The 20,897-nt window shown below is 60.7% G+C and carries 18 protein-coding genes and 1 other RNA gene; 17 read left to right on the top strand and 2 right to left on the bottom strand.

Annotated features, from left to right (window positions below; all coding sequences use genetic code 11):
- Positions 1–58 precede the first annotated feature (58 nt).
- Entirely contained in the window at positions 59–694 is a 636-nt protein-coding gene (locus EX00_RS07750; protein WP_047455717.1) for a LysE family translocator, read from the bottom strand.
- A gap of 59 nt (positions 695–753) precedes the next feature.
- Positions 754–1,965, bottom strand: coding sequence for a pyrophosphate--fructose-6-phosphate 1-phosphotransferase (locus EX00_RS07745; RefSeq protein ID WP_047455715.1), 1,212 nt, complete (start codon positions 1,963–1,965; stop codon positions 754–756).
- 288 nt (positions 1,966–2,253) lie between these two features.
- Between EX00_RS07745 and EX00_RS07740 the strand changes: the two genes are divergently transcribed.
- The 17 genes from EX00_RS07740 (at position 2,254) to murB (ending at position 20,877) form a co-directional block, all read left to right on the top strand.
- Positions 2,254–2,964, top strand: a complete 711-nt coding sequence (locus EX00_RS07740) for a J domain-containing protein (protein ID WP_047457585.1) — start codon at positions 2,254–2,256, stop codon at positions 2,962–2,964.
- A complete protein-coding gene (locus tag EX00_RS07735; RefSeq protein ID WP_047455713.1) occupies positions 2,961–3,722 on the top strand; it encodes an N-acetylmuramoyl-L-alanine amidase in 762 nt (253 codons plus the stop codon). The genes EX00_RS07740 and EX00_RS07735 overlap by 4 nt, the downstream gene beginning before the upstream one ends.
- 265 nt (positions 3,723–3,987) lie before the next feature.
- Positions 3,988–4,545 (top strand): lytic transglycosylase domain-containing protein, encoded by a 558-nt coding sequence (locus tag EX00_RS07730; protein ID WP_047455711.1) that lies wholly within the window; start codon positions 3,988–3,990, stop codon positions 4,543–4,545.
- Between the two features lie 82 nt (positions 4,546–4,627).
- Positions 4,628–5,821: an NAD(P)/FAD-dependent oxidoreductase gene (locus EX00_RS07725; RefSeq protein WP_047455708.1), complete on the top strand. Its 1,194-nt coding sequence runs from the start codon at positions 4,628–4,630 to the stop codon at positions 5,819–5,821.
- Between the two features lie 67 nt (positions 5,822–5,888).
- Positions 5,889–6,288, top strand: an RNA gene (gene rnpB, locus EX00_RS30780) — RNase P RNA component class A.
- A gap of 429 nt (positions 6,289–6,717) precedes the next feature.
- Complete coding sequence (gene mraZ, locus EX00_RS07720) at positions 6,718–7,158, top strand: division/cell wall cluster transcriptional repressor MraZ (RefSeq protein WP_047455706.1); 441 nt, start codon at positions 6,718–6,720, stop codon at positions 7,156–7,158.
- A gap of 14 nt (positions 7,159–7,172) precedes the next feature.
- Positions 7,173–8,198: a 16S rRNA (cytosine(1402)-N(4))-methyltransferase RsmH gene (gene rsmH, locus EX00_RS07715; protein WP_047455704.1), complete on the top strand. Its 1,026-nt coding sequence runs from the start codon at positions 7,173–7,175 to the stop codon at positions 8,196–8,198.
- 1 nt (position 8,199) lies between these two features.
- Positions 8,200–8,751, top strand: a complete 552-nt coding sequence (gene ftsL, locus EX00_RS07710) for a cell division protein FtsL (protein ID WP_047455703.1) — start codon at positions 8,200–8,202, stop codon at positions 8,749–8,751.
- Entirely contained in the window at positions 8,751–10,499 is a 1,749-nt protein-coding gene (locus EX00_RS07705; RefSeq protein ID WP_047455701.1) for a peptidoglycan D,D-transpeptidase FtsI family protein, read from the top strand. The genes ftsL and EX00_RS07705 overlap by 1 nt, the downstream gene beginning before the upstream one ends.
- 65 nt (positions 10,500–10,564) lie before the next feature.
- Positions 10,565–12,028 (top strand): UDP-N-acetylmuramoyl-L-alanyl-D-glutamate--2,6-diaminopimelate ligase, encoded by a 1,464-nt coding sequence (locus tag EX00_RS07700; RefSeq protein WP_047455699.1) that lies wholly within the window; start codon positions 10,565–10,567, stop codon positions 12,026–12,028.
- Positions 12,025–13,485, top strand: coding sequence for a UDP-N-acetylmuramoylalanyl-D-glutamyl-2,6-diaminopimelate--D-alanyl-D-alanine ligase (locus tag EX00_RS07695; protein ID WP_047455697.1), 1,461 nt, complete (start codon positions 12,025–12,027; stop codon positions 13,483–13,485). The genes EX00_RS07700 and EX00_RS07695 overlap by 4 nt, the downstream gene beginning before the upstream one ends.
- Positions 13,486–13,496: 11 nt before the next feature.
- The gene (gene mraY / locus EX00_RS07690; RefSeq protein WP_047455695.1) at positions 13,497–14,618 is read left to right on the top strand and encodes a phospho-N-acetylmuramoyl-pentapeptide-transferase; all 1,122 of its coding nucleotides are present in this window, start codon (positions 13,497–13,499) and stop codon (positions 14,616–14,618) included.
- Between the two features lie 7 nt (positions 14,619–14,625).
- A complete protein-coding gene (gene murD, locus EX00_RS07685) occupies positions 14,626–16,035 on the top strand; it encodes a UDP-N-acetylmuramoyl-L-alanine--D-glutamate ligase (protein ID WP_047455693.1) in 1,410 nt (469 codons plus the stop codon).
- Position 16,036: 1 nt separating this feature from the next.
- Positions 16,037–17,191: a putative lipid II flippase FtsW gene (gene ftsW, locus EX00_RS07680; RefSeq protein ID WP_047455691.1), complete on the top strand. Its 1,155-nt coding sequence runs from the start codon at positions 16,037–16,039 to the stop codon at positions 17,189–17,191.
- A 178-nt stretch (positions 17,192–17,369) separates the two neighbouring features.
- Complete coding sequence (gene murG, locus EX00_RS07670) at positions 17,370–18,494, top strand: undecaprenyldiphospho-muramoylpentapeptide beta-N-acetylglucosaminyltransferase (RefSeq protein ID WP_047455687.1); 1,125 nt, start codon at positions 17,370–17,372, stop codon at positions 18,492–18,494.
- Positions 18,491–19,906: a UDP-N-acetylmuramate--L-alanine ligase gene (gene murC, locus EX00_RS07665; protein WP_047455686.1), complete on the top strand. Its 1,416-nt coding sequence runs from the start codon at positions 18,491–18,493 to the stop codon at positions 19,904–19,906. Before murG ends, murC begins: the two co-directional genes overlap by 4 nt.
- On the top strand, positions 19,903–20,877 hold the full coding sequence (gene murB, locus EX00_RS07660; protein WP_047455684.1) for a UDP-N-acetylmuramate dehydrogenase: 975 nt from the start codon (positions 19,903–19,905) through the stop codon (positions 20,875–20,877). Before murC ends, murB begins: the two co-directional genes overlap by 4 nt.
- The last annotated feature ends 20 nt before the right edge of the window (positions 20,878–20,897 follow it).

The raw sequence follows: 20,897 nt of genomic DNA, 5'->3' as shown, positions 1-20,897 counted from the left end.
AATAAATTTATGAATTCCCATTAACCTATGAACGGTCCCATCGCAACCCTGGACAGCCTCACGCGGCCATCCGACGGTATCCGGCGGTGACTGCGCCGGCCGCGATCAACAGGGTTCCACCCGTCCGGTTGACGGTGCGTTGCACGCTTGCCTTGCGGATAAAGCCGCGCGCCATGTCGGCAACGAAGACGTAAACCAACGAATTCAGCGCTGCCAAAGTCAGGAAGGTTGCCTCCAGAATAAGGGTTTGCTGGAAAAAAGGCTTCGACATGTCGAGAAACTGCGGCACGAAGGCGACGAAGAAGATGATGCTCTTGGGGTTCAGGGCCGTTACAACATAAGCGTGCAGCATAATCTTCAGCGGTTTTTCCTCAGGAAGATTATCGTTGTCTCCCATTGGACCGGTCACGATCGGCGCACGCCAGAGCTTGATTCCCAAAAACATGAGATAGGCTGCGCCGACCAGTTTCAGGATCGTGAACAGCGTCGCCGAGGTGGCAAGAAGCGCGCCAAGGCCGGCAAGCGATGCGGTCATCGCGGTGAAGTCGCCGAGCGTTACGCCGGTGACGGTCGCCAGCGCGGTCTTGCGGCCATGACCCAGTGCATAGGAGATCACGAGGAGAATGGTCGGGCCGGGAATTGCCAGCATGATGCAGGATGCGGCGGCGAAAGCGAGCCAGGTTTCAATCGACATGGAATCCTCCTCTATTCCTTTTCGCCGCCAGCAAAGACATTGGATTTGCGATCCGTCAATTAGGATTGCGTGTATTTCTGACCGATATGATCCATGACCCCGGCAAACCACGGCAATGACAGATCGAAGGGCTTGCCGCCCTTGATGCGCGGGAATTCGATGGTGCGCAGCTTGCCGCCCTGGCCTTCGTCATGGCCGGTGACGCCGGATACCTTGTTCAAGGCGCTTTCGACCGCGAGGTCGACCATGCCCTGGATCAGGCGCAGGTCTTCGCCATTGGCCGGCGCGGAGCGGGCGAAGTAACCCGACTTCTGCACCATAGAGCGCTCGGCGCCGAGGAGGGAGGCGAACTGCTTCTGGAACCAGCTGCCGACATTGATGGTGTCGATCTTCACATGGCCGAAGGCATCGCGCTTGATTGTTTCACCGGCGGCTTCGCGCTCGGCAACGATGGCGTCGAGTGCCGCACCTTCCGAGACGAACAACGTCACATGGCCGGTCTTTTCCATGACGGTCCTCAGGCGTTCAGCTTCGGCTTCGATATCGAAGGCCAATTCCGGCAGGTAAAGGCCGTCGATGCTCTTCATCTCGGCATTGGTCATGAAGCCCTCGACATATTCATTGGCGCTGGTCTTCTGAATATAGGCGCGGGCGGTTGCAGCCGTCAGCCAGCCGCAGCTGCGGCCCATGACTTCATGGATGACGAGGGTGCGCGGAGCGGCTGTCTGTTCGTTGCTGACATTGTCGAAGAAATGCGCGCCGACTTCGGCTGCGGTCCAGGCGCCGAGAGACTGGCGGATCGGCATGACATCATTGTCGACCGTCTTCGGCAGGCCGACCACGGTCAGGTCGTAGCCATTGGCGCCGAGATAGGCGGCGAGATCGGCGGCCGTCGTGTTGGTGTCGTCGCCGCCGATCGTGTGCAGAATAGTGATACCATCGGAGGCGAGGCGCTCCGCGGCGACGCGCAGCGGATTTTCACCTTCCCTGACCAGCCCGCGCTTGACGCAGTCGGCGGCGTTGGTGAGCTTGACGCGGCTGTTGCCGATCGGCGAGCCACCGTAGCGATGCAGCAAATACGCATCCTCGCGCATGCGAGGGGTGATCTCGATGCGGTCGCCCAGCAGAACGCCCTGATAGCCAGAGCGATAGGCGATGAGATCGAGATCGGGCGCCACGTCTGTATAGCGCTGGATCAGGCCGCCGACAGCGGAAGAGAGGCAGGGCGCCAATCCGCCTGCGGTGAGCATTGCGACTTTCTGTTTGGCCATGGGGATCCTCCTTGCAGCCGTACTGCATCATTTCGGTGATTGCCGTCCGAATGGATGCGACAGGAGGGCATGGCTGTAAAGTAAAGAATTTAAGAAATACGCGCTTTGTTTTCTCGTTTAGGGGGATGAGCGCTCCCGATCGCGCGGCTTCGCAAATCACATCATCAAACACGCCATCATTACCGAAATGTGAAAAGTGTTTTCGGCCTTGCGACCAATGGGCAGCTTGCAATCGCAACCATTATTTGATCAAGGTGTTTCCTATCAGGAAGGATGATTAAGACCGTGATGTCGTTTTGGGAAAAATTGCTGAATGCTGTTGGCAGCTCTGCTGGCAATCCCCTGTCGGCTGTGGTCGAAGCCATCCGCACACTGTTTGAAGGTGACCCGGAAACCCGCCGCAAGGTGGCCTTTTCCGTCGCCATTATCGCGCTTTCCGCCAAGATGGCGAAGGCGGACGGCGTGGTGACAGAAAACGAAGTCAACGCTTTCCGCGAGATTTTCGAGTTCCCGGACGATCAGGCGAAGAACGTCGCGCGCCTTTATAATCTGGCGCGCCAGGATGTCGCCGGTTACGAGGCGTATGCCGAGCGGCTGTCATCGCTCTGCGTTACCTGCGCCGCCAATTGCCCGGTCTTGGAAGATGTGCTTGACGGCCTTTTCCATATCGCCAAGGCCGATGGCCTGATCCACGAGAAGGAAATGGCTTTCCTTCAGCACGTCGCGCAGATCTTCCATATGAGCGAGCAGCGCTTCGAGCAGATCATGGCGCGCCATGTCAGCGCCGACGGTCGCGATCCCTACAAGGTATTGGGTGTTTCACCCCAGGATGATTTCACGACCATTCGCCGCCGCTATCACGGCCTGGTCTATGAGAACCATCCCGACCGTCTCGTTTCACGGGGCGTGCCGGAGGAGTTCCACGTCATCGCCAATGAGCGTATGGCGGTTCTCAACGCTGCCTATGAGGAAATCGAGAGAGAACGTCGCGCCGCATGAGTTCCTTTCCGGCAGACTTTGCGGGTGCCAGCGTGCAGCCGTCGCCGAACCATAGTGAGAGGAAGGATGGACGCAGGCCGGACATGATCCTTCTGCACTATACAGGCATGGGCACCGCCGAAGGCGCGCTTGACTGGCTCTGTCGCGGCGAGAGCCAGGTGTCGAGCCATTACTTCGTCTTCGAGGACGGGCGTGTGATCCAGCTTGTTCCGGAGGAGCGCCGAGCCTGGCATGCCGGCAAGAGCTTGTGGCAGGGCGAGGCGGATATTAATTCGCTGTCGATCGGCATTGAGATTGCCAATGCCGGCCATCCCGGCGGGCTGCCGGATTTCCCCGATGCGCAGGTCGAAGCGGTCATCGAACTATGTCGCGATTGCGGCCAACGCTGGGCAATCGCGCCCGAGCGGGTGCTTGGACACTCCGATGTAGCCCCTGTCCGCAAGGTCGATCCGGGCGAAAAATTCCCCTGGACACGACTGGCCGCGGCGGGTGTCGGCCATTGGGTGGAGCCGGCGCCGATCACTGGCGGGCGGTTCTTCCAGAAGGGTGATGTCGGTCAGCCGATAGAGGCGTTGCAGTCGATGCTCTCGCTTTATGGTTATGGAACTGAAATCACAGGTGAATTCTCTACCAAATTGGAGGGGGATGTTCAGGCTTTCCAGCGCCATTTCCGTCCGGAACGAGTGGATGGGATTGCCGATTTTTCGACCATCGATACGCTGCACCGTCTGCTCTCCAGCCTGCCTCGCTTTTCCTGATTCAAGCGGTCCTTTGCTTGCGGTTGCAGGCCCGCTCTCGCGCGGGAAAAGCCTAAGGTGCTGCACTGCCACATCATTTCCCTATTATCTCCGCATTGCACTGGTCTAACGGCGCTTGCTGAACGGCGGCCGTGCAAGTTTAGTTTGTGTGTCGCATGGCCGTAAACGAATAACGGGGACCGTGCCCTCCGGCGGCTCTTTTTGCCTCCCGCCGGACTGATGGTGAATGCCATCCGCGATCCCACGCCCGGAGACAAAAGACTACATGAAAAATTTGATTGTTGCGGCGGCAGCGTGCGTGAGCGTGCTGCTGACAGGATATGATTCTGCCTTTGCCGGCCAGCGTGGCGGAAAAACCGAAACGGTTTCCCTGCGGATCACCAAGCGCACGGCCAACTATCCAGTATCGGGTGTCCCCGCGGAATTGCGCGACGTGGAAAATTCCTTCACCGGACGAAAAGCCTATTCGGCTCTGATTACCAAATACGCCAAACAGAATGGCGTGCCGGTCGAACTGGCGACCGCCGTCGTCCAGATCGAAAGCAATTTCAACCCGAGACTGCGCGGCAGCGCCGGCGAGATCGGCCTGATGCAGATCAAGCCGGCGACAGCACGGCTGATGGGCTATTCAGGCAGCACGAAGGGTCTCTATGATCCCGAGACGAACATCAAGTTCGGCATGAAATACCTTGCCATGGCGCAGGATCTTGGCGGCGGTCCGACCTGCAATACCATCCTCAAATACAATGCCGGCCACGGGGCGACCCGCATGAATCCGATCTCGAAAAGATATTGCGGTAAGGTGCTGGCACTGCTCGATTAAGGTCGCTTTTCGATGGGATTGCGGGTAGGGCGGAATCGCTTTCCATGCTATCGAAATCGCGATCATTTGCGAGGAGCGTGATATGGCAGCGGATTTCAGGTTCATCGTCGTCGGTCGGGGAATGATGGGGGCGGCCGCCGCCCGCCATCTGGCCAGCCAAACGGACGGGATCGCCGTTATCGGCCCCGACGAGCCTGAAGATCGCGCCAACCATCAGGGTGTGTTCGGCAGTCACTATGACGAAGGCCGCATCACTCGCACCATCGATCCCGATGCCGACTGGGCGCGGCTCGCCAACCGCTCGATCGCCCGCTATGCCGAGATCGAGCGCGACAGCGGCATCCAGTTCTATTCGCCGGTCGGCTGCCTTGTCGTCGGACCGAGGCGGGGCGGCGGCGATGCCTATGTCGGCGATGTCATCGACGCGGCGTCTCGGCTCGGTGTCCAGACGGTGCTTCTGGACGATGCCGGGCTGAAGGCGAAATTTCCCTTCTTCTCCTTCGTGGCGGAAAGTGAAGGCGTCCACGAGCCACAGGGTGCCGGTCATATCAGCCCACGGCGGCTGGTGAAGGCGCAATCGCTGCTGGCGGAAAAAGCGGGAGCGAAGGTCATCAAACAGACCGCTGTCTCGATCCGTGACGAAGACGGTCTTGCGGTCGTCACCACGGCGGAAGGCGAAACGTTCCGTGCCGGGAAAGTCCTGCTTGCCGCCGGCGGTTTCTCCATTGCGGAGAATCTGTTGCCGCGGCCTGTTGAGATGAAGGTTTATGGCCGCACCGTGACTTTCTTCGAGGTCAGCAAGGACGAAGCCGAGGCGATGTCGGCGATGCCGTCGCTGATATCCAAGACGCTCGACGATGCCGACAGCATCTATATGCTGCCGCCGATCCGCTATCCCGACGGCAAATATTACATGAAGATCGGCGGCGATCCGGACGACCTCCAGTTCGATAGCGAACCGGAGCTGCGCGCATGGTTTCGCACTGATGGCCGCGACAAGGCGCGCGATCACCTGGCGCGGATTTTTCACGAACTGGTCCCCGGCGTGACCCGGCCCGCTACGCTTACCAATTCCTGCGCTGTTTCCTATTCGCCCACCGGCTATCCCATGATCGGCTACACCTCTTCACCGCGCGTGGCGGTTCTGACCGGAGGCTGCGGCATGGCAGCCAAGAGTTCGGATGAGATCGGCAGGATCGGCGCCGAGCTGCTGCTCGAAGGTCGAATCAAGGACGACGGCTACCGCACGGATTTCTCTGCATATTTCCGCAGCTAGCCATGAGCTGTCGCAAGGCCGCATATTTCGGTGGCAATTGCCGGCGGTCTCGGCTAATGAGCCTCTGCCAGTTGGCCGGGCAGCCGCGCTTTACCAATGCCGAAAGGCGGTAGGGGGAGGAAAGTCCGGGCTCCACGGAAACACGGTGCCGGATAACGTCCGGCGAGGGCGACCTCAGGGAAAGTGCCACAGAAAGCAAACCGCCTGATCTTTGGATCGGGTAAGGGTGAAAGGGTGGGGTAAGAGCCCACCGCGTCTCTGGAAACAGCGACGGCACGGTAAACCCCACCGGGAGCAAAACCGAATAGGGATGACGCGGAGCGCGAGAGCGCTCCAGCCCGTTTCCGGGCCGGTCATCCGGGTGGGTTGCATGAGGCGGCGCGCAAGCGTCGTCCCAGATGAATGGCTGCCACGTTCCGGCCTCGGTCGGAGCCATACAGAACCCGGCTTACAGGCCAACTGGCAAATCATCCTTCGCGTCGCCGATGCCTGGTCATCCGCCTTGCGAAAACATTTTTCAAAAGGCCAGAAGCTTTGGTTCGGGGCCTCTCCGCCATACCAGGAGAAGGCGTTTTCACCTGTGAAAACAAACCGTTTTGGAGCACCCGTTCAGGGCGATCATAACCTTTCGTTAAACTTAACGGCTTATGAATATTCAGGCTGTGGCCACGTCTCCGTGGCTTCATCCCATTGACGCCCATATGGTCCCATGGTATCCCAAAAGCACATTGCACAAGGGCAAATCAGTGCCCATTCATCGCAAAGCCATGATACCTCCCTTCAAGGAGGCGTCGGAAGAGTGTTCGTTCTTTCGGCTTGCGAAGCTGTGTCCGATTTTGGCTGTGTCTGTGGGCGAGTAGTTGCCCGCAGGTCATGGGGAACGGGTGTTTCGCGTCATGAACCGCTTCCTGTCGAATGCGACCAACAGGGTCGATGCCAAGGGCCGGGTATCCGTGCCGGCGGCGTTTCGGTCCGTGCTGGCGGAGCGCAATATTCAGGAGCTGTATTGTTTCCAGGATTTTGTGTTCCCGGCGATCAGCGTCGGCGGCCTCGATCTGCTCGATCGGTTCGAGCGGCAGATTGCGGTGGAGGATCCGTTTTCGCCGGCGGCGAACCAGATGTCGCTCCTCATTCACGGGGGCGGGGTCTTCATGAAGCTCGATGCGGAAGGGCGGTTGATGGTCACGGATTTTATCCGGGGCTTCACCGGTATCACCAACGAGGTGACCTTTGTCGGTCGGGCGGACCATTTTCAATTGTGGCAGCCGGAGGCCTTTCAGGTCTTGCAGGCGCAGGCACGAGAGGAGCGCAAGCTGGCGGGGCGGCGCTCGGAATAGAACGGGGAAGCGGAATGGCGGCGAATTCTGGCGGAGGTTTGACTGATGCCGATGGCGGACCGGTTCGCCACATTCCGGTTCTTCTCGCTGAGGTGCTTGAGGCGCTCGCACCAGCGGCCGGGAAAGTTATTCTCGATGGCACGTTCGGTGCCGGCGGTTATACCTCGGCAATCCTTTCGGCCGGCGCCGACGTGATCGCGCTCGATCGGGATCCCTCGGCGATCGCCGCGGGGCAGGCGATGGTCGCCGCGCATGCGGGTCATCTTACGCTCATTCAATCGCAGTTTTCGCAGCTCGCCGATCACGCTCCTCAGGGTGGGCTCGACGGTATTGTGCTCGATATCGGCGTTTCCTCCATGCAGCTCGATGAGGCCGAGCGTGGCTTCTCGTTCAGCAAGAACGGCCCGCTCGACATGCGCATGTCGGCAAGCGGCGTGTCGGCGGCCGATGTCGTCAATCATGCCAAGCTTGCCGATCTCATCCGCATTTTCGTCTTTCTCGGCGAGGAAAAGCAAGCTCCCCGGATCGCGCATGCGATCGAAAAGCGCCGGGCGGAAGCGCCCTTCGTCACGACCCGCGATCTTGCCGGTCTGATCGAAATCGTCACGCCACGAAAGGCCAAGGACAAGATTCATCCGGCAACCCGCGTTTTCCAGGCATTGCGCATCTTCGTCAACGACGAGCTTGGCGAGCTGGCGCAGGCGCTGTTTGCCGCCGAGCGGGCGCTGAAGCCGGGCGGCCGTCTGGTGGTCGTCACGTTCCATTCGCTGGAGGATCGCATCGTCAAGAAGTTCTTCGCCGACCGTTCCGGCCGCGCCGGCGGTTCTCGCCATATGCCCGTGGTGCATGAGCGGCTGGCAACCTTCGACCCGATCGGCAAGCCGATGATTTCGGCTAGTGATGCCGAGGCGGAGATCAATCCGCGGTCGCGTTCGGCCAAGCTGCGCGCCGGTCTTCGCACCAGCGTGCCGGCTGAAGCCGCCGATCTATCGATCTTCGATCTGCCCAATCTCGCCAGTCTCGGAAAGCTCGGAGGTTGATATGCTGAGGACTTTTGACATCGTTCTGATTGGCGTCATGACGGCAACGGCCAGTATCACCTACACGATCAAGCATCGTGCCGAGCTGAAGCTCGAGGAGGTTCATCGCCTTGAATCCGAGATCAAGCTGGAGAAGGACACGATCGAGCTTCTGAAGGCGGACTGGGCGCTGGTCGTTCAGCCGAACCGCCTGGAGCGGCTGGTCAACAACTACAATAGCGAACTCAAGCTGCAGCCGACGCTCTCGACCGCAATCGTGCAGCCGAGCGAGTTGCCGATGCTGCGCACGCAGCTTCCGCCGGAAATCGTCGCCGATGCCAAGGATGATACGACGTCAGGGAATGCCAAGGCCGGTGGCGCCAAGACGAGCAGCGGCAAGGTGACTGCTGCCGCGGCTGCGAAGAATAGCGATACGACGGATGCGGCGATCAGGAAGGCTATCGCCGATGTCGCCTCCGCTCCCGCGCCGCGTCCGGCCGCCAAGCAACCGTCGCTGGCGAAGCGCAAGAAACAGGATATCGACAATATCGCAACAGGATCGGTGGACGAGTGATGTCATTCCTTTCGCGCATCATGGTCTTGAAGAGCAAGGCCCACTTCTCCACCGACGGCAACAATCGCCCAAGCGGTACCGGCAATTCGACCTTCGAGGGCGCTCGCAAGCGCAAGTCCAATCAGGCCAAGAGCCGGGTCGTTCTGCTGGTTGCAAGCTTTGCCGTTGTCTACTGCGTTATCGGCGGTCGTCTTGCCCAGTTCGCCATGACGGCGCCGGATACGACGTCGAGCATCCTGCCACCGGACCGGCTGATGGCATCGCGACCCGACATTGTCGACCGCAACGGCGCGCTGCTTGCGACCGATATCCGCACCGTGTCGCTGTTTGCTGAGCCGAACAAGATCATCGATCCCGACGAAGCGGTCGAGGAGTTGCGGACTGTTCTGCCTGATCTCGACACCAAGGGCACCTACAAGAAGCTCGCGGTGAAGACTTCGCATTTTGCCTGGCTTCGCCGTCAGTTGACGCCGAAGCAGCAGAGCCAGATCCTGGCACTCGGCATTCCCGGCATTGGCTTCCGCCCCGAGAAGCGCCGCTTCTATCCGGGCGGCTCCACCGCCGCCCACATTCTCGGCTATGTCAACATCGACAATCGCGGTGTCGCCGGGATGGAGAAGTACATTGACGACCAGGGGCTCGCCGATCTCGCGGCCGCAGGCATGACCAACGATCAGCCGTTGCAGCCGGTCAAGCTCTCGATCGATCTGCGCGTGCAGGACATCGTGCATGACGCCGTCGTCAACGCGGTCAATAACTTCCAGGCGAAGGGCGCGGGTGCGGCAGTGCTCGACGTTCACACCGGCGAAGTGATCGCGATGGCGTCGGCTCCCGATTTCGATCCGAACTATCCGAACGAGGGTGCCACGGAAGGCTGGCTCAACCGCATGACGAACGGCACCTTCGAAATGGGCTCGACCTTCAAGACCTTCACCATGGCCATGGCGTTCGATTCCGGCAAAGTCACGCTGCGCGACGCCTTCGATGCCACCAACCCGATCCGTATCGGCGGTTTCACTATCAAGGATTTTCATGGCCAGCGTCGTGTGCTGACCGTTCCGGAAATCTTCCAGTATTCCTCCAACATCGGCACGGCGAAGATCGCCGATCTCGTCGGTATCGACGGCCACAAGGAATTCCTGACCCGCATAGGGCTGCTCACCAAGATGAACACCGAGCTGCCTGAAGTGAAGGCGCCGAGCCAGCCGCGTGTGTGGAAGAAGATCAACTCGATCACCATTTCCTTCGGCCACGGCGTCTCCACCACGCCGTTGCAGACGGCCGTTGCCGGTGCCGCCCTTGTCAATGGCGGCAAGCTGATTGAGCCGACCTTCCTGCCGCGTACCCGCTCTGAAGCCGACGCGGTCGCGAAAACCGTTATCAAGAAGAGCACCAGCGACAACGTCCGCTTCCTGCTCGACTTCAACGGCTCCAAGGGATCCGGCCGCGCCGCCCGCGTGCCGGGCTACGATGTTGGCAGCAAGACCGGAACGGCCGACAAGGTCGTCCACGGTCGCTATTCGAATACGCTGAACTTCAACACCTTCCTGGCGGTCTTCCCGATCGACAATCCGCAATACATCATCATGACCTTCTGCGACGAGCCGAAGACCGGCGAGCATGGCGGCACGATCTCGGCCTTCACGGCGGCGCCGATCGCCCGCGATATCATCGCGCGGGCCGCGCCGATCCTCGGAATACAGCCCAGCTTTGGAAAAGATAACTCGGCCTTGCTGGTGTCTTATTAAGCGTGAAAGAATACACGGGTCGATTCGCGAGAGGGCGGACTGATCAAAAACGAAAAGTATATTCGATGAACTTGCGGGACATTGCCGGAAATGCGTTTCCGGAACTCAACGGACAGGTCGGCGGGACACTTGGCGATATCGAGATAACTGGCCTTTCCGCCGACAGTCGCAAGGTTGCACCGGGCATGGCGTTCGTCGCTGTCGCCGGCACGAAGGCTGACGGCGCAAGTTTCATTGCCGATGCTGTTTCGCGTGGCGCATCCGTTGTTGTCGCCGGCCATGGTGCAGCCGCAGTTGGCGCGCCGCTTCTGACCGTTGCAGAGCCACGCCGTTTTCTCGCCGTTGCCGCTTCACGCTTTTATGGCAAGCAGCCCGAAACGATGGTTGCCGTCACTGGCACCGCCGGTAAGACCTCGGTTGCTTCCTTCACCCGTCAGATCTGGGCATATGCCGGTCATCCGGCCGCGATGATCGGCACGACCGGCGTCGTGTCGCCGACACGCAACGATTACGGCTCGCTGACGACGCCTGATCCGGTATCGCTGCACCAATTGCTCGCAGCGCTTGCCGACGAAGGCGTGACCCATGCGGCGATGGAAGCCTCCAGTCACGGCCTCGACCAATTCCGCCTCGATGGCGTCAGGCTGGCCGCCGCCGCATTCACCAATCTTGGCCGCGACCACATGGACTATCATCCGACGGTCGAGGATTACATGGCCGCCAAGATGCGCCTGTTCCGGGATCTGCTGCCCAAGGGCTCGCCGGCTGTTATCTTTGCCGATGACCCATGGTCGGGCGAGGCGATTGCCGCCGCGCGCGATGCCGGGCAGGACATACGCACCGTCGGCCGCAAGGGCGAATTCCTGGCGCTGAAGCGCGTCGAGCATTTCCGTCACAAGCAGATCGCGGAAGTCCATGTCGGCGACGACATTTTCGAGATTCACATTCCCCTTGCCGGCGATTTCCAAGTTGCCAACGCGCTTGTCGCGGCGGGCCTTGCCATATCCACCGGCGTTTCCGCGCCGGTTGCCATGGCGGCGCTGGAAAAGCTCGTGGGCGCTGCCGGTCGGTTGGAGCTTGTCGGCCATACCCATGACGGCGCGCTTGCCTATGTCGACTACGCGCATAAGCCGGATGCCTTGGAAAATGTGCTGAATTCCGTACGGCCGTTCACCACCGGCCGCATCATTGTCGTCTTCGGTTGCGGCGGTGACCGCGATCGCGGCAAGCGGCCGATCATGGGCGAAATTGCCTGCCGTCTGGCCGACGTGGTCATCGTCACCGATGACAATCCGCGCTCGGAAGAGCCGGCGGCGATCCGCGCCGAGATCATGGCGGCGGCATCCTGCGCCACCGAGATCGCCGATCGCGCCGAGGCGATCCGCGAGGCGGTTAGCATGTTGAAATCCGGTGACACGTTGATTGTCGCGGGCAAGGGGCATGAGGAAGGTCAGACGATCGGCAGCATTACGCTGCCTTTCTCCGACCATGCCGAACTGCACAAAGCATTGGAGGAGGTAAAGTCTTGAGCTGGCTTTGGACAACTGAAGACATGATCGCCGCCATTGTAGGCCGCTCCTTCGGGGCGATGCCTGAAGGCATTACGGGGATTTCCATCGATAGCCGCTCGATCAAGCCCGGCGAAGCTTTCTTCGCTATCAAGGGCGATCGTGTCGATGGCCATGACTATGCGAACCTGGCGATGGCCAATGGCGCGGCGTTGATCGTCATCAGCGAGGCGCGGCTACCGGCCATGGGTCGGCTGACTGTGCCGAAGATCGTTGTCGACGACGTCCTGGCGGCGCTCGGGAGATTGGGTGTTGCCGCCCGTCAGCGCACACAGGCGAAAATCATCGCCGTCACTGGATCGGTCGGCAAGACGACGACTAAGGAAATGCTGCGCCAGACGCTCTTGCCTTCCGGCAAGGTGCATGCCTCCGTCGCCTCCTTCAACAATCACTGGGGCGTGCCGCTGACTTTGGCGCGCATGCCCGAGGATACGGACTTCGGGGTCTTCGAAGTCGGGATGAACCATCCGGAGGAGATCCGGCCGCTTGCCAGGATGGTGCAACCGCATGTGGCGATCGTTACCACGATCGCGCCGGCTCATCTCGGCAATTTCAAGAGCATCACGGAAATAGCCGCCGCCAAGGCGGAGATCTTCGACGGCGTCGTGCCGGGTGGTCATGTCATCCTCAACCGCGACAACGACCAGTTCGAATTTCTGGAGCGGGCCGCATTGGCCGCCGGTGTCGAGCATGTGCATAGCTTCGGCCAGCACGCCAAGGCGGATGTGCGGCTGGCGGAGTTCAATGCCTCGGAAGAAAATTCGACGCTGTGGCTGACGATCGGCGGCGAGACGATGGAAGTGGCGATCGGCGCGCCCGGACGGCATATCGCGGAAAACGCGCTAGCCGCCCTTGGGGCTGTGATGCTGGTCGATGCCGATCTCGACAAGGCGATCGATGCGCTGGCGACGCTACAGGCCGCAAAGGGCAGGGGGCAGCGCCACAAGCGAATAGTCGGCAACGGCTACTTCACGCTGATCGATGAAAGTTACAACGCAAACCCTGCTTCCATGCGCGCGGCTATCGCGCTTTTGGCGACGTCATCGCCGGATGCAAATGTCGGCAGCAGGGCGGGCAGGCGGATCGCCGTTCTCGGCGACATGCTGGAAATGGGGGATTATGCCCAGAGGGTGCATGCCAACCTTGCCGGGCCGCTGCTTGCGGCCGGCATTGAGCATGTCTGGCTGGCGGGTCCGGAGATGGCGGCGCTAAGGGATGCGCTGCCGGAAAGTGTTTATGTCGAATACCGCGAGAACACGGAAGAGCTCTCGGAATTCGTACTCAATTCCGTCGCCCCTGGCGACGTCTTGATGGTGAAATCGTCGCTGGGGACAGGTTTCGGGAAGATCGTGACGGCTTTGCTTGACAAGTTTCCAGCATTCTCCGACACGGAGCCCCACTCCCATCAGGGGCTTTAGAAAGGGCTCGTATGCTAATCTGGCTTGCCGAACTGTCGGACCATATTCATTTTTTCAGTACCCACTTCAGATTTCTCAATCTGTTCAGATACATCACGTTCCGCACAGGCGGCGCCTTGTTCACCTCGGCGTTTATCGTATTCCTCTTCGGACCACGAATCATTTCCTCACTGCGCGTGCGCCAGGGCAGGGGGCAGCCGATTCGCGCCGATGGCCCGCAGACCCACTTCAAGAAGGCCGGTACGCCGACGATGGGCGGGCTGATGATCCTAGCGGGGATCGTGGTGTCGTCGTTGCTGTGGGCCGATCTTGCCAACGTCTACGTGGTTGCGACTTTGCTCGTCACCCTGGGTTTCGGCGCCATCGGTTTCTATGATGATTATCTCAAGGTTACGAAGCAGAGCGACAAGGGCTTTTCCGGTCGCGCCCGCCTTGGCATCGAATTCGTCATTGCCGCGATCGCTGTCTACTTCATGATGAACACGGCGCTGTCCTCCGGTCCCGCCGGCTCGACTTTCGGTTCGTCCGTCGCCTTCCCGTTCTTCAAGAGCTTTATGCTCAATCTCGGCATGTTCTTCGTGTTGTTCGGTGCTTTCGTCATCGTTTCCGCCGGTAATGCGGTGAACCTGACCGACGGGCTCGATGGGCTTGCCATCGTGCCGGTCATGATCGCCGCGGCGTCCTTCGGCGTCATCTCCTATCTCGCCGGCAACTTCGTCTTTGCCGACTATCTGGCAATCAACTTCGTGCCCGGCACCGGCGAATTGGCCGTGGTGCTTGGCGCTGTTATCGGCGCCGGTCTTGGGTTCCTCTGGTTCAACGCGCCGCCGGCCGCCATTTTCATGGGCGATACCGGTTCGCTGGCGCTCGGCGGCCTGATCGGCTCGGTGGCGGTTGCCACCAAGCATGAGATCGTCATGGCGATCATCGGCGGTCTCTTCGTGCTGGAGGCGCTTTCGGTGATCATCCAGGTTGGCTTCTTCAAAATGACCAGGCGTCGCGTCTTCCTGATGGCGCCGATCCACCATCACTTCGAAAAGAAGGGATGGACGGAAAGCCAGGTGGTCGTGCGCTTCTGGATCGTCGCGGTCATCCTGGCGATGGTCGGCCTCTCCACCTTGAAACTCCGGTGAGGCGGCGATGATCCCAGTCACCACGCTCAAGGGAAAAAAGGTCGCTCTGTTCGGCCTCGGCGGCTCGGGCTTTGCCACCGCGCGGGCGCTTGTCGCCGGCGGCGCGGAGGTGACTGCCTGGGACGACAATCCCGATAGCGTGGCAAAGGCTTTGGCCGAGGGGATTCCGGTCGCCGATCTTAGAGCCATCGACTGGAACGCGCTCTCGGTCTTCGTGTTGTCGCCGGGCGTGCCGCTGACCCATCCGAAGCCGCACTGGACCGTCGATCTTGCTCGCGCCGCTAGCGTCGAGGTCGTCGGCGATGTGGAGCTGTTCGTTCGGGAGCGGCGGGCGCATGCGCCGGATTGCCCCTTCATCGCCATCACCGGCACGAACGGGAAATCCACCACGACGGCGCTGATCGCCCATATCCTGCAATCGAGCGGCCGCGACACGCAGCTCGGCGGCAATATTGGCACGGCTATTCTGACGCTGGAGCCGCCAAAGGCGGAGCGTTATTACGTTGTCGAATGCTCCTCCTATCAGATCGACCTTGCCCCGACGCTTGACCCATCCGCTGGTATCCTGCTCAATCTGACCCCCGATCATCTCGACCGGCACGGCACGATGCAACACTATGCCGACATCAAGGAACGGCTGGTGGCCGGCAGTGGCGTGGCCATCGTTGGCGTTGATGACAGCTATTCCTCGCTGATCGCCGACCGCATCGAGCGAGCGGGCGCCAAGGTTGTTCGTATTTCGCGCCGGCATGCGTTGGCTGATGGGCTTTACGCGGAAGGCAGCCGCATCATCGAGGCGTCGACCTGCGCGATCGAGGAGATCGCTAATCTCGACGGCATCCAGACATTGCGTGGCAGCCACAATGCGCAGAATGCCGCCGCCGCGATCGCTGCCTGCCTGGCGGTCGGGATTTCCGCCGATGATATTCGTGCCGGGCTCCAATCGTTTCCCGGCCTCAAGCATCGCATGCAGCCCGTCGCTCGGCGGGGTCGCGTCGTCTTCGTCAATGATTCCAAGGCGACCAATGCCGAAGCGGCCGCGCCTGCGCTCTCCAGCTACGATCGCATCTATTGGATTGCCGGCGGCTTGCCGAAAGAGGGTGGCATCACGACGCTAGCGCCGCTCTTTCCGCGTATCGCCAAGGCCTATCTGATCGGTGAGGCCGCGCCCGCCTTTGCGGCGACGCTTGGGGAACAGGTGCCCTACGAGATTTCCGGCACGCTGGAGCGCGCGGTCGCTCACGCGGCTGACGATGCGGACAGGGACGAGCATGACGCGGCGGTGATGTTGTCACCGGCTTGCGCAAGCTTCGACCAATACAAGAATTTCGAGGTCAGGGGTGACGCCTTCGTCAGCCATGTGGCTGCGATTGAGGGTGTCACCATGCTGGTTGGTTCAGCAACAGGAGGCAAATGATATGGTAAGCCGCGTTGAGCGTGGGGCCTTGGCCGAATGGTTCTGGACCATCGACCGTGTGTTCCTGGCATTATTCGTCCTGCTGATCGGTATCGGCTTCATGCTCTCCTTCGCGGCGTCGCCCGCTGTTGCCGAGCGCATCGGGCTTGAACCCTTCCATTTCGTCAAGCGCCATGCCCTGTTCCTGGTTCCGGCGATCGCGGCGATGATCGGCATCTCCTTCATGACGCCGCGGCAAGTGCGGCGAACGGCGGTCATTCTGCTCATTGTCTCACTGGCAATGATGCTGTTCGCCTTGTTCTTCGGCATCGAGGTCAAGGGATCGCGGCGCTGGGTCAATATCGCCTCGCTCTCCGTCCAGCCGTCGGAATTCATGAAGCCGGCCTTCGTCGTCGTTTGTGCCTGGCTGTTTGCCGAGCATGCGCGCCAGCCGGAGATTCCGGGCAACCTCTTCGCCATTATCCTTTTCGGTATCGTTGCCGCACTTCTCGTCGCCCAGCCTGACCTTGGTCAGACGATCCTCACCACCGCCGTTTGGGGCGGCATGTTCTTCATGGCTGGCATGCCCTGGCTGTGGATTTCGGTGCTAGGCGGTCTCGGCGCCGGCGGTTTCGTGACGGCCTATTACGTTTTTCCGCATGTGGCGCTTCGCGTCGACAAGTTCCTGACCGGCGAGGGCGATACGTTTCAGGTGGATACCGCCAAGGAAGCCATCATTCACGGTAACTGGTTCGGAGTCGGTCCCGGCGAAGGTATCGTCAAGCGCATCATTCCGGACGCCCATACCGACTTCATCTTCTCCGTGGCAGCCGAAGAATTCGGCGCCGTCTTCTGCATGGTCCTGGTCTGCATCTTCGCCTTCCTGGTACTGCGCGGGCTGTCGCACGCCTACAAGGAAAAGAACGACTTCAACCGCTTTGCCGTCGCGGGCTTGGTGCTGCAGATCGGCATCCAGTCGATCATCAATGTCGGCGTGAACCTGCAGCTGCTCCCGGCCAAGGGCATGACCCTGCCGCTTATCTCCTATGGCGGTTCGTCGATGACCGCCATCTGCGTGACGGCGGGCTTCATCCTGGCTCTGACGCGCCATCGGCCGGAAAAACGGGCTCAGGACCGCACCCAGTTCCGTGTGACGCATGGATTGCCGGCGGAGTGATCGTGTTGGAGCTGTCTATTCTTCATTCCCATCCCTCGGCTTTCGACCATTCTCCGTTCGCATTTGCGAAGATGGCGGTTTATGAAGGAAGCATGACGCGCTTCGATGAAGCAGCCGCGGCGGCTTCCTATATGAGGGAGATGCCCCGCGTAGAGGGGTATTCGCGGGAGCGAAGATTATGAGTAAAGGCATTATCCTGCTTGCCGCCGGGGGAACCGGCGGCCATGTGTTTCCGGCCGAGGCGTTGGCCTACAAGCTGAAGGAACGCGGCTATTCCGTGCACCTCGTCACCGACAGCCGCGCCGAGCGTTATGCCGGCAAATTTCCGGCCGACGAGATCCATGTCGTGCCATCGGCAACGATCGGCTCGAAGAACCCTGTGAAGGTCGCCAGGTCGCTCTGGACGCTGTGGACGGGCATGCGCGCCGCGCGCAAGCTGATCCGCAATCTCAAGCCGCTCTGTGTCGTTGGCTTCGGCGGTTATCCGACCGTGCCGCCGCTGCTGGTCGCCACCCGCATGGGCGTGCCGGCGATGATCCATGAACAGAACGCCGTGATGGGCCGTGCCAATAAGGCGCTCGCCGCGCGCGTGCAGGCGATCGCCGGTGGTTTCCTGCCGGAGAACGGCGGCGCGTTTCCGCAGAAGACGGTGACGACTGGCAATCCCGTGCGTCCGGCTGTCATCGAAGCCGCCAAACAACCCTATGTGCCATCCGTTCCGGATGATCCCTTCAATCTGGTCGTCTTCGGCGGAAGCCAGGGCGCACAGTATTTTTCCAAGGCAGTGCCGACGGCCATCAGCCTGCTGGAGGAGCCGCTGCGCAAGCGTCTGCGTATTACGCAGCAGGTCCGTCCCGAGGATATGGAAACGGTCAATAGCTGCACCAGGAAGCTGGAGATGGGTGCCGATATCGCACCGTTCTTCACTGATATGGCCGAGCGCATCGGTGCGGCCCACCTCGTTCTCTGCCGTTCCGGCGCTTCGACGGTGTCGGAACTCGCTGTCATCGGCCGTCCGGCGATCCTGGTGCCCTATCCCTATGCCCTCGATCACGATCAGGCGGCCAATGCGGCGGCTTTGGCGGCGGCCGGCGGCGCCAAGGTCATTCCGCAATCCGAGCTCACGCCGGAGAAACTTTCAACCATTCTTCGCGGCGCGATGACGATGCCGGAGAAGCTCGCGAAGATGGCGGCTGCGGCCAAGCAGGCTGGTAAGCCGGATGCGGCAAGCTTGCTTGCCGATATCGTTGAGGCTATTGCCGCAAAACGTTCAATTCAGGAATTCAAGGGGGCAGGCGTATGAAGCTGCCGAAGGCCATTGGCCTTGTGCATTTTATCGGTATCGGCGGGATCGGGATGAGTGGTATCGCCGAGGTGCTGCATAATCTCGGCCATCGCGTGCAGGGGTCCGACCAGTCGGAGAGCGCCAACGTACAGCGGCTGCGCGACAAGGGGATCCCGGTCCATATCGGTCATAAGGCGGAAAACCTTGGCGACGCCGAGGTCGTGGTCGTTTCCACCGCCATCAAGAAAAGCAATCCGGAACTCGCCGCCGCGCGCGAAAAGCTGTTGCCGGTGGTGCGCCGCGCCGAGATGCTGGCCGAGCTGATGCGCTTCCGCAATGCCATCGCCATCGGCGGCACGCATGGTAAGACGACCACCACCTCGCTGGTCGCGACGCTGCTCGAAGCTGGCGGGCTCGACCCGACGGTCATCAATGGCGGCATCATCAACGCCTATGGCACCAATGCCCGCATGGGCGAGGGCGAGTGGATGGTGGTCGAGGCCGACGAATCGGACGGTACCTTCCTGAAGCTGCCCGCCGACGTTGCCGTCGTCACCAACATCGACCCGGAGCATCTCGATCACTACGGCAATTTCGATGCCGTGCGCGCCGCCTTCCGGCAGTTCGTCGAGAATGTGCCGTTCTATGGCTTCGGTGTCCTTTGCATCGACCATCCGGAAGTGCAGTCCCTGGTTGGCCGCATCGAAGATCGCAAGATCATCACCTATGGCGAGAACCCGCAAGCCGATGTGCGCTTCGCGAATGTCCGCATCGATGGCACGCGCTCGCTATTCGACATTGAAATCCGTAGGCGCCGCACCGGCAAGGTGATCCATATCAAGGATCTCGTCATGCCGATGCCGGGTCGCCATAATATTTCCAACGCAACGGCTGCGGTCGCCGTCGCCAATCGGCTTGGCATCTCAAACGAGGCCATCGCCAGGGGGCTTGCCTCCTTCGGTGGCGTCAAGCGCCGTTTCACGCTGACTGGCGAATGGAATGGCGTTAAGGTCTTCGACGACTACGGCCATCATCCGGTCGAGATCAAGGCCGTGCTGAAGGCGGCGCGCGAGGCGTGCAAGGGCCGCGTCATCGCCGTTCATCAGCCGCATCGCTATTCGCGCCTGTCGAGCCTGTTCGAAGAATTCGCCGCCTGCTTCAACGATGCCGACAGCATTTTCCTCGCGCCGGTCTATGCCGCCGGAGAAGATCCGATCGAGGGCGTGGATTCGCAGGAGCTGGTATCGCGCATCAAGGCTGGCGGTCATCGCGACGCGCGCTATATGTCGTCTCAGGAAGATCTTGCCCCTCTGATTGCAGAGATTGCGCAACCGGATGATTTTGTGGTTCTCTTGGGGGCTGGCAGCATCACATATTGGGCAGCATCATTGCCAAAGGAATTGGAAGGCCTCTCGGGTAAGTCCGCATGAAACAGGTAAATGGGGAAAAGCTTCTGGCGTCGCTCGGCGACAGCGTGAAGGATATCAGGGGTCGGCTGACGCCGGATGCGCCGATGGATCGCGTTACGTGGTTCCGCGCCGGCGGGCTGGCGGAGCTGATGTTCCAGCCGCATGATACGGACGATCTGATCGATTTCCTGAAGGTGCTTCCGGACGAAGTGCCGTTGACGGTAGTTGGCGTGGGGTCGAATATTCTGGTGCGCGACGGCGGCATTCCCGGCGTCGTCCTGCGGCTTTCGGCCAAGGGCTTCGGTTCGGTCGAGCTTGCAGGGGAGAACCGCATCCTGGCTGGCGCGATCTGCCCGGACAAGCATGTGGCCGCCATGGCGATGGATAACGGCATCGGCGGCTTTCACTTCTATTACGGCATCCCCGGCGGCATCGGTGGCGCTGCGCGCATGAATGCCGGCGCCAACGGCGCCGAGACATGCGATCGCGTTGTCGAGGTGCATGCGGTCGACCGTAAGGGCGTGAAGCATGTCCTGACCAATGACCAGATGGGCTACACCTATCGTCACTCGGCGGCAGCGGACGATCTGATCTTCACGCACGTTCTTTTCGAGGGCTATCCCGAGGATCGCACCAAGATCCGGGCCGAAATGGATGCCGTGAGAGCACATCGCGAGACAGTGCAGCCGATCCGCGAAAAGACCGGCGGTTCGACCTTCAAGAACCCCGATGGTCTTTCCGCCTGGAAGCTGATCGACGAAGCCGGTTGCCGCGGCCTCGTGATTGGTGGCGCCCAGATGTCGTCGCTGCACTGCAATTTCATGATCAACATGGAGCAGGCGACCGGCTACGATCTCGAATATCTCGGCGAGCAGGTTCGCCGTGAAGTCTTCGAAAAGTCGGGCGTCAAGCTGGAATGGGAAATCAAGCGCCTCGGCAACTTCATGCCCGGCCGCGAGGTTCGCCCGTTTCAAGGCGTCACAACGGAATAAGCCCGCCCCATTCGCTTTGA

It is taken from the genome of Martinezella rhizogenes (genome assembly GCF_000799715.1).
GTDB classification, from domain to species: domain Bacteria; phylum Pseudomonadota; class Alphaproteobacteria; order Rhizobiales; family Rhizobiaceae; genus Rhizobium; species Rhizobium rhizogenes_C.
Note: the sequence above shows the minus strand (reverse complement) of the source record. Positions and strands in the feature narration are given on the sequence as shown.

What these genes read in the sequence shown, in the direction of transcription:
- EX00_RS07735 (WP_047455713.1), top strand. Translation starts at nt 2,961, where the DNA reads ATGAGTTCCTTTCCGGCAGACTTTGCGGGTGCCAGCGTGCAGCCGTCG.
- rsmH (WP_047455704.1), top strand. Translation starts at nt 7,173, where the DNA reads ATGGCGGCGAATTCTGGCGGAGGTTTGACTGATGCCGATGGCGGACCG.
- EX00_RS07730 (WP_047455711.1), top strand. Translation starts at nt 3,988, where the DNA reads ATGAAAAATTTGATTGTTGCGGCGGCAGCGTGCGTGAGCGTGCTGCTG.
- ftsL (WP_047455703.1), top strand. Translation starts at nt 8,200, where the DNA reads ATGCTGAGGACTTTTGACATCGTTCTGATTGGCGTCATGACGGCAACG.
- murB (WP_047455684.1), top strand. Translation starts at nt 19,903, where the DNA reads ATGAAACAGGTAAATGGGGAAAAGCTTCTGGCGTCGCTCGGCGACAGC.
- EX00_RS07700 (WP_047455699.1), top strand. Translation starts at nt 10,565, where the DNA reads ATGAACTTGCGGGACATTGCCGGAAATGCGTTTCCGGAACTCAACGGA.
- EX00_RS07750 (WP_047455717.1), bottom strand. Translation starts at nt 694, where the DNA reads ATGTCGATTGAAACCTGGCTCGCTTTCGCCGCCGCATCCTGCATCATG.
- mraZ (WP_047455706.1), top strand. Translation starts at nt 6,718, where the DNA reads ATGAACCGCTTCCTGTCGAATGCGACCAACAGGGTCGATGCCAAGGGC.
- murG (WP_047455687.1), top strand. Translation starts at nt 17,370, where the DNA reads ATGAGTAAAGGCATTATCCTGCTTGCCGCCGGGGGAACCGGCGGCCAT.
- EX00_RS07725 (WP_047455708.1), top strand. Translation starts at nt 4,628, where the DNA reads ATGGCAGCGGATTTCAGGTTCATCGTCGTCGGTCGGGGAATGATGGGG.
- EX00_RS07705 (WP_047455701.1), top strand. Translation starts at nt 8,751, where the DNA reads ATGTCATTCCTTTCGCGCATCATGGTCTTGAAGAGCAAGGCCCACTTC.
- murC (WP_047455686.1), top strand. Translation starts at nt 18,491, where the DNA reads ATGAAGCTGCCGAAGGCCATTGGCCTTGTGCATTTTATCGGTATCGGC.
- mraY (WP_047455695.1), top strand. Translation starts at nt 13,497, where the DNA reads ATGCTAATCTGGCTTGCCGAACTGTCGGACCATATTCATTTTTTCAGT.
- EX00_RS07740 (WP_047457585.1), top strand. Translation starts at nt 2,254, where the DNA reads ATGTCGTTTTGGGAAAAATTGCTGAATGCTGTTGGCAGCTCTGCTGGC.
- murD (WP_047455693.1), top strand. Translation starts at nt 14,626, where the DNA reads ATGATCCCAGTCACCACGCTCAAGGGAAAAAAGGTCGCTCTGTTCGGC.
- ftsW (WP_047455691.1), top strand. Translation starts at nt 16,037, where the DNA reads ATGGTAAGCCGCGTTGAGCGTGGGGCCTTGGCCGAATGGTTCTGGACC.
- EX00_RS07745 (WP_047455715.1), bottom strand. Translation starts at nt 1,965, where the DNA reads ATGGCCAAACAGAAAGTCGCAATGCTCACCGCAGGCGGATTGGCGCCC.